11 protein-coding genes are annotated in these 12629 nt (G+C 69.1%); 8 read left to right on the top strand and 3 right to left on the bottom strand.

Annotated features, from left to right (window positions below):
• Positions 1–94 precede the first annotated feature (94 nt).
• Positions 95–1027, top strand: coding sequence for a phosphotransferase (locus ABR737_RS03630; RefSeq protein ID WP_350248729.1), 933 nt, complete (start codon positions 95–97; stop codon positions 1025–1027).
• Positions 1028–1425: 398 nt separating this feature from the next.
• Positions 1426–2028: a dTDP-4-dehydrorhamnose 3,5-epimerase family protein gene (locus tag ABR737_RS03625; protein ID WP_350248728.1), complete on the top strand. Its 603-nt coding sequence runs from the start codon at positions 1426–1428 to the stop codon at positions 2026–2028.
• A gap of 96 nt (positions 2029–2124) precedes the next feature.
• Here ABR737_RS03625 and rfbD read toward each other — a convergent pair whose 3' ends face one another.
• From rfbD to ABR737_RS03610, 3 genes are all read right to left on the bottom strand, one after another.
• Positions 2125–3039, bottom strand: coding sequence for a dTDP-4-dehydrorhamnose reductase (gene rfbD / locus ABR737_RS03620; RefSeq protein WP_350248727.1), 915 nt, complete (start codon positions 3037–3039; stop codon positions 2125–2127).
• 62 nt (positions 3040–3101) lie between these two features.
• Complete coding sequence (gene rfbB / locus ABR737_RS03615) at positions 3102–4091, bottom strand: dTDP-glucose 4,6-dehydratase (protein ID WP_350248726.1); 990 nt, start codon at positions 4089–4091, stop codon at positions 3102–3104.
• 111 nt (positions 4092–4202) lie between these two features.
• Complete coding sequence (locus ABR737_RS03610; RefSeq protein WP_350248725.1) at positions 4203–5270, bottom strand: glucose-1-phosphate thymidylyltransferase; 1068 nt, start codon at positions 5268–5270, stop codon at positions 4203–4205.
• A gap of 411 nt (positions 5271–5681) precedes the next feature.
• On the opposite strand from ABR737_RS03610, the gene ABR737_RS03605 reads away from it, so the two are divergent.
• The 6 genes from ABR737_RS03605 (at position 5682) to ABR737_RS03580 (ending at position 12517) form a co-directional block, all read left to right on the top strand.
• Positions 5682–6851, top strand: a complete 1170-nt coding sequence (locus tag ABR737_RS03605; protein WP_350248724.1) for a ParB/RepB/Spo0J family partition protein — start codon at positions 5682–5684, stop codon at positions 6849–6851.
• 85 nt (positions 6852–6936) lie between these two features.
• On the top strand, positions 6937–7860 hold the full coding sequence (locus ABR737_RS03600; RefSeq protein WP_350248723.1) for an APH(6)-I family aminoglycoside O-phosphotransferase: 924 nt from the start codon (positions 6937–6939) through the stop codon (positions 7858–7860).
• A gap of 688 nt (positions 7861–8548) precedes the next feature.
• Positions 8549–9595, top strand: a complete 1047-nt coding sequence (locus ABR737_RS03595; protein WP_350248722.1) for an inosamine-phosphate amidinotransferase 1 — start codon at positions 8549–8551, stop codon at positions 9593–9595.
• 82 nt (positions 9596–9677) lie between these two features.
• Positions 9678–10523 carry a glycosyltransferase gene (locus tag ABR737_RS03590; RefSeq protein ID WP_350256661.1) on the top strand — a complete coding sequence of 282 codons (846 nt, stop codon included), beginning with the start codon at positions 9678–9680 and terminating at the stop codon, positions 10521–10523.
• A gap of 8 nt (positions 10524–10531) precedes the next feature.
• Complete coding sequence (locus ABR737_RS03585; protein ID WP_350248721.1) at positions 10532–11131, top strand: streptomycin biosynthesis protein StrG; 600 nt, start codon at positions 10532–10534, stop codon at positions 11129–11131.
• A 228-nt stretch (positions 11132–11359) separates the two neighbouring features.
• Positions 11360–12517 (top strand): dTDP-dihydrostreptose--streptidine-6-phosphate dihydrostreptosyltransferase, encoded by a 1158-nt coding sequence (locus ABR737_RS03580; RefSeq protein WP_350248720.1) that lies wholly within the window; start codon positions 11360–11362, stop codon positions 12515–12517.
• Positions 12518–12629: the final 112 nt, after the last annotated feature.

Genomic DNA, 12629 nt, shown 5'->3' with positions numbered 1-12629 from the left:
GCCGTTGCCCGGCGATTGTCCGCATGTGCCCGGCAGTCAGTTGAACGCCTTTCCGGGAAAAGCCTCATGGCCGCCCACGGTGTTAGTCTCTGGCATGCTCTTGGAGAACACGTTCGTGGAACGCCGGAGCCTTCTCCGGCTTGTCGAGGAAAACTTCCAGGATTTCTTCCCGAGCGGCCGAGAATTGCCTGAGCTGGAGTTCTTCCCACTCGGCGAGGACAGCTGGTCATACCGCTGCGGACCGCTGTGGATCAGCATCCGCCGCGATTTGGACGGCCATTTCCCCGGGGCTTACGAAGTGCCGCTGATGCTGCGCGAGAGCGGGAAGGAGTTCGTCCTGGCCCCGCTCGCCGGGAACGACGGACGGGTGGTCCACCGGATCGCGGACTTCCCCGTCGTGACGTTCCCCTACGTCGAGCGTGCCACTGCCTCCTCCGCACCCCCCACCCCCGGCCAGCTCGACCTGCTGATACGCCAGTTGCATGAGGTGCACACTTTTGAACCGCCCGCCTCCCGGACTGTCGAGCTGCCCACAGAGGACTTCCGGTTCCTCTTCGACAACGACCTCGACAAGGCGCTGCAGGCCGCGCTGAACGGCGCCGCCGCCCAGTGCGGACCCTACGGCGGCCGGCTGGCCGACCTGGTGGCCCGGCGGTGGGGCCGCCTCACCGCGCTGCGCGAGGAGGCCGCCCGGGTGGCCGACCGGTGCACCGCGCGGTGGCACGGCGAACGCCCCGCGCTGACCCATGGCGACCCCAGCTTGACCAACGTCCTGTTCGGACAGGGCGTGGACATCATCGACTGGGGCGGGGCAATGTGGGCCCCGCCGGAGCGCGACTGGGCCGCCCTGACCCGGGTGTTCGGCATCGCCCCCCAGGGCCGCCCGGTGTTCCTGCGGTTCTATGAACTCCGCTGGACGCTCGCCGAGATCGCCGAGTACGCCACCCGGTTCACCGGCCCCCACGCCGGAGATGCCGACGACGACGCCATGTGGGGCCGACTGGCGCACTACCTCCCGCAGACCTGAACCCGCCTACCCCGCCGCATCCTTCCCGTGACCACCTCGTACCGAAGGGTCAGCCGTGAGCCTGGGCAGTGTCCACAACGAAGGACCCGTGCTCCACCCTCGTCCTGGATCGGGATGAGCCTGCCGGGTCTCCGGCCCGGTCCCCGTGGACCGCAAACACGACGCTGATGCGGGTGCTGGAGCGACCACGGCGTGGACGTGCTGCTGCGGCTGACCCGCTCCTGGATGCTCGCGGAGCTTCCACGGCATCCCCCGTCATCCGCAGAACCGGAGCCCGGAGACCCACCGCTTCTGACCCCGACGGTCCCGCCGTCCCCACGTCGTCGGTTGCTGCGGAGCCCCACGGCCACCGACGGCGCCGTCACACATCGACTGAACCATTGTGAGAGGAGGCGCACATGCGTCCGCTCAGTGTGCAGGGCGCCTGGCTGTCGGAGACCCGTGCGTTCGCCGACGGCCGGGGCGAGTTCCAGGAGCTGTACAGCGCCCGGCCGCTGAGTGCTGTGCTCGGCTACGAACCCGGGGTCGCTCAGGTCAACCGGTCCGTCTCGCGGCAAGGGGTGCTGCGCGGGGTGCACTTCGCACAGGTCCCGCCCGGCCAGGCCAAGTACGTCACCTGTCTCAGCGGCGCCGTGCTGGACGTGGTGGTGGACATCCGGACCGGCTCGCCCACGTACCGCTCCTGGGAGGCCGTCCGACTCGACGACCCGCACCGCAGCCTGTACGTCGAGGCAGGGCTCGGCCACGCCTTCATGGCCCTCACCGACGACGCAACCGTCGTCTACCTCACCTCGCAGGGCTACGCCTCGGGGCGGGAGCACGGGGTCCACCCCCTCGACCCCGACCTCGCCATCGCGTGGCCCGAGCCCATCGAGCCGGTGCTCTCCGAGAAGGACCAACAGGCCCCGGGCATCGCGGAGATGGAGCGGCGTGGCCTGCTGCCGTCCTACGACGAATGCGCCGCCTTCCACCGCTCCCTGCGCAAGCGGAACGTGGTCTGAGCACCCGAGGTAACGGCCCACCGTGACTCTCACGGTGGGCCTTCGTATGCCTGGGTCCTGGTACGGGCGGTGCTCCCCGGCACACGGGCCGGCAGGTCACAGCAGCCGAGGCACCGGACGCCCGACGGCCTCACAGAGTGCGGGGAACGCCTCCGCCAGGGCCGTGTGCCAGTTCCGCAGCGGCGCGAGCCCCGCCTCCCGCCAGCGGGGCTGGTCCAGCACGCTGTACCCGGGCCGGGTGGCCGGCCGGGCCAGCGCCAGGCTGGTGGTGGGCCGGACCCGGTCGGGGTCGGCGCCCAGCAGTCGGAACGTCTCCCGGGCCAGCGTGTACCACGTGGCGCCGCCCGTGTTGGTCGCGTGGTAGATCCCGGCCGGTGCCGTTCCTGCCAGCGCTGCCGAGCCCAGTGCCGCCAGCCGGTCGGCGAGGTCCGCGGTCCAGGTCGGCTGGCCGTGCTGGTCGTCCACGACCGGCACGGCCTCCTGCCCGGCCTCGAGCCGGATCATCGTGGCCACGAAGTTGGGCCCGCTCGCCCCGTACAACCACGCCGTGCGGACCACGTAACCGGCCTCCGGAAGGATGTCCAGCACCGCCCGCTCCCCGGCCCGTTTGGTGCGGCCGTACACCGTGCGCGGACCGGTGGGGTCGTCTTCCCGGTACGGCCGCCCGGCTGATCCGGCGAACACGTAGTCGGTCGACAACTGGAGAAGTACGGCGCCCAGGGCGCGGCATGCCTGCGCCAGATGACGCGGCCCGTCGCCGTTGACCGCCATGGCCCGGGACGGCTCCGACTCGGCCGCGTCGACCGCGGTCCACGCCGCGCAATTGACCACCACCGCCGGCCGGTGGTGCGCCAGGGCGGACCGCACGGCAGCGCCGTTCGTGAGGTCCAGGGCGCTGCGGCCGAGCGCGGTCACCGCGGCTCCCCGACGGACCAGCAGGGTGGTGAGCTCGCGCCCCAGCATGCCGGACGCACCGGTGACGAGCCAACGCGGGCGAGGGTACGGGGACATGGTGTCGGTCTCCGAGAGGTACGTGCCGGCCTCGTGCGGCGGACGGGATGGGGACGCCCCGTTCAGGCGGGCAGCGAGCCGGCCGGGAGCAGTGGTTCCCACCAGGAGCGGTGCGCGCGGTACCAGGCGACGGTGGCGGCCAGCCCGTCGGCCAGGCCGGTGGTCGGCACGAAGTCCAGCTCCCGTTGGATCCGGGTGGAGTCCACCGAGTAACGCCGGTCGTGCCCCTTGCGGTCCTCGACCTGCTCCACACTGCTCCAGTCGGCACCGCACGCCTCCAGCAGCAGTCCCACCAACTCCTTGTTGCTCAGTGCGGCGCCCCCTCCGATGTTGTACACACGACCGGTCCGGCCGCGGGTGCGGACCGCCTCGATGCCCCGTACGTGGTCGTCGACATGCAGCCATTCCCGCACGTGCAGTCCGTCCCCGTACAGCGGGACCCGGTGCCCGTCCATCAACAGGGTGATGAACCGGGGGATGAGCTTCTCCGGGAACTGGTGCGGACCATAGTTGTTGGAGCAGCGGGTCACCCGCACGTCGAGGCCGTGGCTGACGTGGTGGGCCAGGGCGAGCAGTTCGGCCGATGCCTTGGACGCGGAGTAGGGGCTGTTGGGCCGCAGTGGTTCGTCCTCGGTCCACGAGCCGTGCTCGATGGAACCGTAGACCTCGTCGGTGGACACCTGGACGAAGGGCGCCACCCCGTGCCGCCGGGCCGCGTCCAGCAGGGTCTGGGTGCCGTGCACATTGGTACGCACAAAGGCGGAGGCGTCGAGCAGTGAGCGGTCCACATGGGACTCGGCGGCGAAGTGCACGACCTGGTCCTGGTCGGCCATCACCCGGTCGACCAGGACCAGGTCGCAGATGTCGCCTTGGACGAACCGGTACCGGGGGTGATCGCGCACGACGGCCAGATTGGCGGGGTTGCCCGCGTAGGTCAGGGCGTCAAGGACGGTCACCACCACATCGGGCGGCCCGTCGGGGCCGAGCAGGGCGCGGACATAGCGGGAACCGATGAAACCGGCCCCTCCGGTGACGAGCAGGTGTGTGGTCATGGCAACGGGCTCCGCTTTCCGGTCGGAACGGGTCGGGTGGGAACGGGCGCTGTCGACGGCGCGACGGGTGCCGGCGAGGCGCCGGGACAGGACGGTCCGGGGCGAGGGACATCACGAGGAGATCTGCGCTTTGCTGTGGTCGCCGAGCACCAGCCGATGGGCGTACGGCACCGGCGGCGCGGACGTCACCCGCACGTGCCGGCCGATGAGCGACGCTTCGATACGCCGCACCCCGCGGATCGAGGAGCCGCGCAGCACGATGGAGAACTCGACCTCGCTGTCCTCGACGAGGCACTCCTCGGCGATGGAGGTGAACGGCCCCACGTAGGAGCCGGTCACGACCGCGCCCGCACCGATCACCGCGGGGCCCACCACACGGGAGTTGCGCACCTCGGCGCCCTCCTCGATCCGGACCCGGCCGATCAGGTCGCTGTGCTCGTCCACCAGGCCGTCGCAGCGCGGCTCGACGGCCTCCAGCACGAGTCGGTTCACCTCCAGCATGTCGGCCACATTGCCGGTGTCCTTCCAGTAGCCGGTGATCTGTGTGGAGCGTACGTCCCGATCGGTGTCGATCAGCCACTGCACCGCGTCGGTGATCTCCAGCTCCCCGCGCCAGGAAGGCTTGACGGCCCGCACGGCCTCGTGGATCGCGGAGGAGAAGAGGTACACCCCGACCAGGGCAAGGTCGCTCTTCGGGTGGGTGGGCTTCTCCTCCAGCCCACGCACCCGGCCCGACGCGCCCAGTTCGGCCACGCCGAAGGACCGGGGGTCGGACACATGGGTGAGCAGCAGATGCGCGTCCGGCCGGACGGCGCGGAACTCCCGTATGGGGCCCTCGATGCCCCCCACCACGAAGTTGTCACCGAGGTACATGATGAAGTCGTCCTCGCCCAGGAAATCGCGGGCGACCAGCACGGCGTGTGCGAGTCCCAGTGGTTTCGGCTGCGGGATGTAACTCACATCGAGACCGAATTTCGAGCCGTCCCCCACGGCCTCGCTGATTTCGCCGAAAGTATCGCCGACGACGATACCGACATCGGTGATGCCGGCTGCGGCGATCGCCTCCAGTCCATAGAACAGGACGGGTTTGTTGGCGACCGGGACCAGTTGCTTTGCGGACGTATGTGTGATGGGCCTGAGGCGAGTGCCCGCGCCGCCTGCTAATACAAGCGCTTTCATGTCGTTCTCCCTGCGTGGTCTCGGAAACACGGGCGTCGGGCTGCGGGGGAGGGGGCGGCCGTGCCGCAGGCTGGCTCGGTGGAAGCCATCCGGCCGGTGTGTGGCGCGTTCCCGCCGCGCGGCCGATCCGTTCGTTTATGAAGCGTGAGGCCCCGACGGTCAATTGATTGTCCGCAGTGGCCGGAAAGGGGCGCCGCAGGGCGCAGCCGGCTTCACGAACTCGCCCGGTACCGCCTCTTCTGCCTTCCCCGCCCCCATGGCGGCCGGGAAGAACCGGACACTCATTCTGTTTTTAGGATCGCTTTTCAGTCGCTTTACTTAAGCGCTCATGGATGCTAAGCATATGACAGATGCAAATGTTAAGGAACCGCTCTGTGCTGCCATGAATGTCTGATGACCGAAGGGTAGGTAATGGAGCCCAATTTAGGTAATAGTCCCGTTGAAGCTCTCGAGCGGCCAATGGAGTGCCCGGGGGAATCGGACGAGGGCAACTTGAAATTGTCGGACGTGATCATGGTGCCGATAGGTTCGCTGCTGCCATCAGACTCCCCACGAAGCGCCGGTGAGGACGCCGAGCACATCCGTACTCTCGCGGAATCCGAAGCGGAACTTCCACCCATTGTCGTGATGTCTTCCACGAAGCGCGTCATCGACGGAATGCACAGACTGCGAGCCACCGAACTCCGCGGTGCCCCCGAGATCGCGGTCCGGTACTTCGAGGGCGAGGAGAAGGAGGCATTCGTCTTCGCGGTGAAATCCAACATCACCCATGGCCTGCCGCTCTCCCTCGACGACCGCAAGGCCGCGGCGACCCGTGTCCTCGACAGCCATCCGCTCTGGTCCGACCGGGCCGTCGGACTGGCGACCGGAATCTCGGCGAAGACGGTCAGAACCCTGCGGTCCTGTTCGACTGCGGGGCATACGCAGTCGAACGTGCGCATCGGCCGCGACGGGCGGGCCCGGCCTTTGGACCCCACCGAGGGGCGAAAGCTGGCAGGACGTCTGATCCAGGAGAACCCCTCGGCATCGCTGCGCCAGATCGCCGCACAGGCCGGGGTGTCCCTGAGTACCGCCTCCGACGTCCGCAAGCGGCTGCGTCATGGCGAAAGCCCGCTGCCCGAACGCGGCCGCGAACAGGGGCAGCCGACGACCGCCCAACAATCACGGGTCCGTGCCGACCGGGCGGAGGCGAACGGCCCGTCACGCGCCATGATGCTGCGTCACCTCAGCCGCGACCCCTCCGTACGGCTCACCGAGGACGGCCGGGTGCTGCTGCGCTGGCTCAACGTGGTGGCCGTGCGCAGCCAGGAATGGGACCGGCTGCTGGGCAACGTGCCGCCGCATCGTGTCCAGGTCATCGCCGAACTCGCCCGTGGCTGCGCCGAGATATGGCAGCGGGTGGCCGAGCAACTGGGGCAGGCCGACGCCGACGAGTCGGACGGTCAGGCCCTGCACGACGCCGACGCGCCACCGCACCGGGCCGCTCTGCGGTCGGGCCTGAGGCGTGCCGTCGATGTTCCGGTCGCCCGGCCGGACGAGCGGACCCTGCACGAGCTCGGCAAGGCCGCTCAACCCTGGTAAGGCCGCCCGGCCTCGCCGGCCGGGCCCGTTCGGGTCCCGGCGGCCGGCCGCGGCGGGAAACTCCACTCCCTGAAGGAAAGCCCCCATGAGTCCGTCGGAAAGAATCGACATCCCCGACGCCCTGGCCCGGTCGTACACGAGGAACGGTGGTGAAGAGGAACAGGCCTGGGTCGCAGGACTGCCCGCACTGGTCACGGAGTTCCTCGACCGCTGGGAACTGAAGCGGGACGGCGACCTCAGCTCCGGTGAGGCCTCGCTCGTGGTGCCGGTGGTGCGCGTGGACGGCACCCGGGCCGTGCTCAAGCTCCAAAGACCCCGGGAGGAGACAACCGCCGCGCTGATCGGGCTGCGCACCTGGAACGGGAACGGCATGGTGCGGCTGCTCGATCACGACCCGGAGAGCAGCACCATGCTGCTGGAACGCCTGGACGGTTCGCGCACCCTGGCGTCCGTCGAGGACGACGATGTGGCCATGTGCATCCTGGCCGGGCTGTTGGCCCGGCTGCACTCCGTCCCGGTACCCGGGGGACTGCGCGGCCTCGGTGACATCGCGGGCGACATGCTGAAGGAGGTGCCGCAGGCCGTCGCCTCGTTGACGGACCCGACCGACCGACAGCGGCTGCACAGGTGGGCGTCGGCCGTCGACGAGCTGGCGGGTGAGCCCGGTGACCGGATGCTGCACTGGGACCTGCACTACGACAACGTGCTGGCCGCCGAGCGCGAACCGTGGGTGGCCATTGACCCCGAACCACTGGTCGGTGACCCGGGTTTCGACCTGTGGCCCGCCCTGGACACCGGCTGGGAGCAGATCGCAGCGACCGGTGACGCCCTGCGGGTGGTCCGGCGGCGCTTCGATCTGCTGACCGAGGCGCTGGAGCTGGACCGTGGGCGCGCGACCGGCTGGACCCTGGGCCGGCTGCTGCAGAACACACTCTGGGACATCGAGGACGGGCGGACCACGATCGCCCCGTCCCAGATCGCTGTGGCTGACGCGCTGCTGGAGCGCTGACGCGTGGCACCTACCCCATACAGAGCCGTCCCGTACGACCCGTCCGAGGACGTTCGACTGTCCACCGCACGCAGTCGAACGGTCTGACACCGGCCCCGGAGCCGTCATCCTCCACGGCAGCCGGCGACCGGGCGTGAAAGCGCTGGTGGCACGGTGGACCGCGACGACAGACGCATGCGCGGAGCGAGGCAGCGCTGCTAACGTTCAGTGGGTCCGGGGCACAGGCAACGACGAAGCACCGAAAGTCCCGTCCCGCGCCTCCACCGTCCGGCCGGGACTCCGGCGGTCCGGGACCACACGGGTCCGCAGGGTCGAACCGGAGATCCGGGCAGTGCGCCGGGCCAGGACCGGAGTCCCTGCAGCCCACCGGCGTCGTCCAGGTCGTCCTGCCCTTCCTGTCCCTTCGTATGTGGTCCAGGCCGTCGGATTCCAGTGCGCACACCGGGATCCGCCGCGCCCCACCCGAGCACCCGTCCGGTACGCCCGGTGCCCGCACCGCCGCGTCGTACACCGCGAGCCTGCCGAGTCCCTTCGCGGCGGACGGCACATCCGGCCCCGTAGCCGACGTGCCCGCCCGCAGCGGCGGACGCGTCCACCGCCTCGCCCACTGAGCCCGGCGACACCCGTCACGGCCGGCCCGCTGCAGCGCCCCGGCCGTCGACCACAGCCCACTCTCATAAGGAGAACCATGAGCCTTGTCAACGTGCACAACGAATGGGACCCGCTGGAGGAGATCATCATCGGCACAGCGGTAGGTGCCCGGGTACCCCGCGCCGACCGCAGCGTCTTCGCCGTGGAGTACGCGGGGGATTACGACAGCCAGGACCAGATACCTTCCGGCGCCTACCCCGACCGGGTGGTCAAGGAGACCGAGGAGGAACTCCACGTACTGGCGGAGGAGCTGACCAAGCTCGGGGTCACGGTCCGTCGGCCCAGGACCCGCGACAACGCAGCCCTGATCAAGACCCCGGACTGGGAGACGGACGGGTTCCACGACTACTGCCCGCGCGACGGGCTGCTGTCCATCGGGCAGACCATCATCGAGACCCCGATGGCGTTGCGAGCCCGCTCCCTGGAGTCGCTCGCCTATAAGGACATCCTGCTGGAGTACTTCGACAGCGGCTCCCGATGGCTGTCCGCGCCCAAGCCGCAACTGACCGACGCCTCCTATGCCCCGCACGCCCCGGCCGGTGAGCGACTGACCGACATGGAACCGGTCTTCGACGCCGCCAACATTCTGCGTTTCGGCACCGACCTGCTGTACCTGGTATCCGACAGCGGCAATGAACTCGGCGCCAAGTGGCTGCAGTCGGCGGTCGGCGACACCTACACCGTGCACCCGTGCCGCAGGCTGTACGCCTCCACCCACGTGGACTCCACCATCGTGCCGCTGCGGCCCGGCCTCGTACTGACCAACCCCTCACGGGTGAACGACCGGAACATGCCCGACTTCCTGCGTTCGTGGAAGACCATCACCTGCCCCGAGTTGGTGGACATCGGCTTCACCGGCGACAAGCCGCACTGCTCGGTGTGGATCGGCATGAACCTGCTGGTGGTCCGACCGGACCTGGCCGTGGTGGACCGCCGGCAGACCGAGCTGATCAAGCTGCTGGAGAAGCACGGGATGAACGTGCTGCCGCTCCAGCTGACCCACTCGCGCACCCTCGGCGGCGGCTTCCACTGCGCCACGCTCGACGTCCGGCGCACCGGCACCCTGCAGACCTACCAGTTCTGACGGGCCTCGCCCGCCGCGCGACGGCCTGCAACCGCCGCGCAGTCGCGTCCAAGTCCACAACCATTACGGGAGGTTGTCCCACGTGATAGGTTACGGCGTTTGCGTCGGCCCGAACACATTGTTCGAGCGCACGTGCCTGCCGGGCATCGAGCGCGTCCGGACACCGGGAAGCCCGGTGTTCACCATGCGCAACCAGCGTTCGCTGTTCTCGGCGTACAACGCCATGTTCGACCAGGCGGCCGCCAACTCCGACATCACCGGCCTCGTGATGCTTCACGACGACGTCGAGCTGCGGAAGAACCCGGCCGAAGTGGCACAGGCGGTGTTCGAGGACGACTCCGTGGGCATGCTCGGCTCGGTCGGCGGCTCCGACACCGTGTCGCTGGCCTGGTGGAACGAGAAGGAGACCAGGCGCGGCCGGGTCACCGACTACGACAAGGTGCACGACTACGGCTCGGACCGCTACGAGGTACATGCCGTGGACGACGTCATCCTGTGCGTGAACCGCTGGACCATCGAGAACGTCCGCTTTCCCGAGGGGCACTACCGCGGCTTCGAGGGGCTCGGCGTCATCCTCGCCACCCTGGTGCGCGCCGCCGGCAAACGCGTGCTGGTCCAGGACCTGCAGGACGTCATGCACCACAACGACGGCCGCGGCTTCAACGGCCTGAAGGACTGGCGCCACAACGAACTGCGCTGGCAGCGCGAGTACTTCGACCTCAGCCCGCTGGAGCGAGTGGGCAACCATCTGGAGCGCCTCACCGTCCCCACCGTCCCGCTGCGGCTTGCCGCCCGACGGCTGGCGATGCGCGCAGCCGGCCGGGCCCACCAGGTCAGCGACGGGGAGACGGGCGACCCGGTGATCGACGAGCTGGTCGGCGGCTGGTACCGGCGGTGCAAGCGCCTGCGCGGCCGCATGCTGGTGTGAGGAGACACATGACGACATACACAAGGCTGCGCTATGACGTGGCCAAGGTCCCCCTCGCCGACCTCGTACGCGAGGTGATGGACGTGGACGACCTGGAGGGTCTGGCAGCCAGCGAGTGGCTCGCCACCCGGGAGACCGATCAGAGCACGCCCTATCACAAGCGGTTCTACGACAACATCGACGTCATCTCGCCCGCGTACCGCACGCTGGTACGGCACCTGCTCGGCGACACGGCCGACGACGTCTACCTCCAGCGCATCCCCACCTTCCGGGTGCACCTGCGCAACTCCGTCGCCGTGGGCTCCTGGCACCGTGACCGTGACTTCGGGCACGACCCCGCCGAGGTCAACTACTGGGTCCCGCTCACCCGGGCATTCGGCAACAACACGTTGTGGATCGACAAGGAACCGGTGCACGCCGAGTACGGAGAGGTCATCGTGTTCGACGGTGCGAACTCCTGGCACGGAAACGTTGTCAATGACACCGAAATCAGCCGGGTCAGCATCGATTTCCGCACCCTGCCCCGGGCCGCCTACCGACCCAACGACAGGACGTCGGTCTCCTACGGACTGCCCTTCCTGCTCGGCGAGTACTGGGACACCGTCTGAACCCCTGCCGGCATCCGCGCCACGACGGGCGGCGCGGCGCGAACGCCCCGCCGCCCGCGTGCCGGCACCCGGCCCACCAAGCCCGCGCGACAGCCCCCCGAGAGCACGCCGAAAACCCCGAGGGAAGAACCCGGGACAGCTCCCGAAGAACGCGCGGCGCAGCGGGCGAGCCACAAAGAACAGCCACGCCCCCGGCGACACGGCGGCTAGCACGGAAACGGCCTCGACATGATGATGACCTCCGGTCCGACCAAGAAGCCCCCGGGCGACCGACAGCCTGACGAACCCCTGCTGCACCTCGACAACCGATTCCAACAATTCCTGGCGGGCCTGCTGGCAGACCGCCCCACGTGGTTCTGCTTCTTCTCATCCGGGCTGCTGCATGTTCTCCACCACTTCCTGCGATTTGTTCCCGAGCCGCTGAACTGTGTGTTCATCTGCTCCGGACTGAACGCACAGGAGACCGCGCTACGGGACCATATGACCGGCAAGCTGCCCGCCTTCGACATGGACGACCGGGTCGGCAGCCACGAGATCTTCGAGTTCCTGATGCGCAACCTGGACCAGCCGTTCGGCATCGTCGACGTCGACTGCTTCGTGACCGACACCGACTGGTTCGACCGCTGCACAGACGGCCTGGAGCCGGGCGCGGCCGTCAGCGGCCCGCTCAGCTACGGCCCGATCCCACTGGCCGCACCGCCGCTCCTGGCCCTCGACCCGCGGGTACGTCCCGGCATCGAGCGCGCCATCGGCGGCCCCGTCACCCCCGCCGCCTACTCCTACACCCCTCCCGGGCCGGAGAAGGAGATCGACGCAGCCATGGTGCGGCTCATCGAACCGCACCACGAACAGGCACTGGCCCGCGTGATGACGCTGGAGGGCCCGCAACTGCCGTTCCCCCAAGGCGGACTGGTGGACATACTCGACGACGGCCGCGAGGTACGCAGCCACGAGCGCTACCACCACCTCCACAACGGCAACGAGGTGATCCGAGTTGTCTTCGACGGCCTGATGCTCTATCAGCTGATGGCGCTCGCGGCGGGGCTACGGATCTCCCACTTCCACAGGTTCCCCGGCACCAAGGTCTTCGCCCCGCAGCTGGTCCACGCGGGCGGCATCTCGTACTGGCACCGGCTGCGCCCCAGCGAGATCGCCGCCGGAATCCATGAACTGCCCTGGTCGGCGCATATCGACGCGTTGCTGCTGGAGGACTTCAACAAGCGGCCGGACACCCCCGCCAGCTACCGCACCCGCAGCACCCGGCTCACCGCGAATCTGCGCCAGTCCAAAGTGGACCTGGCCCAGCTGCGCGACGAGCTGCGCACCAAGCTCATCTCCTCCGGAGTGGACGTGACCGACCCCCGGTGGGCCGTCATCCTCAGCTGACGATCCGGCAGCCCCCGTCGGCCGGCCCGCTGGGACAACCCCAACGCTCCGCACCACCACGCACGACCCACCACACACCGCCATGGCAACCGCAGGCGACAGTCGGGCCCGG

It is taken from the genome of Streptomyces sp. Edi2 (assembly GCF_040253635.1).
Taxonomy (GTDB): Bacteria; Actinomycetota; Actinomycetes; order Streptomycetales; family Streptomycetaceae; genus Streptomyces.
The sequence above is the reverse complement of the archived record's forward strand: the minus strand, read 5'-3'. Positions and strand labels throughout refer to the sequence as shown.

Coding starts and splice junctions, on each gene's coding strand:
- ABR737_RS03630 (WP_350248729.1), top strand. CDS start 95: ATGCTCTTGGAGAACACGTTCGTGGAACGCCGGAGCCTTCTCCGGCTT.
- ABR737_RS03625 (WP_350248728.1), top strand. CDS start 1,426: ATGCGTCCGCTCAGTGTGCAGGGCGCCTGGCTGTCGGAGACCCGTGCG.
- rfbD (WP_350248727.1), bottom strand. CDS start 3,039: ATGTCCCCGTACCCTCGCCCGCGTTGGCTCGTCACCGGTGCGTCCGGC.
- rfbB (WP_350248726.1), bottom strand. CDS start 4,091: ATGACCACACACCTGCTCGTCACCGGAGGGGCCGGTTTCATCGGTTCC.
- ABR737_RS03610 (WP_350248725.1), bottom strand. CDS start 5,270: ATGAAAGCGCTTGTATTAGCAGGCGGCGCGGGCACTCGCCTCAGGCCC.
- ABR737_RS03605 (WP_350248724.1), top strand. CDS start 5,682: ATGGAGCCCAATTTAGGTAATAGTCCCGTTGAAGCTCTCGAGCGGCCA.
- ABR737_RS03600 (WP_350248723.1), top strand. CDS start 6,937: ATGAGTCCGTCGGAAAGAATCGACATCCCCGACGCCCTGGCCCGGTCG.
- ABR737_RS03595 (WP_350248722.1), top strand. CDS start 8,549: ATGAGCCTTGTCAACGTGCACAACGAATGGGACCCGCTGGAGGAGATC.
- ABR737_RS03585 (WP_350248721.1), top strand. CDS start 10,532: ATGACGACATACACAAGGCTGCGCTATGACGTGGCCAAGGTCCCCCTC.
- ABR737_RS03580 (WP_350248720.1), top strand. CDS start 11,360: ATGATGATGACCTCCGGTCCGACCAAGAAGCCCCCGGGCGACCGACAG.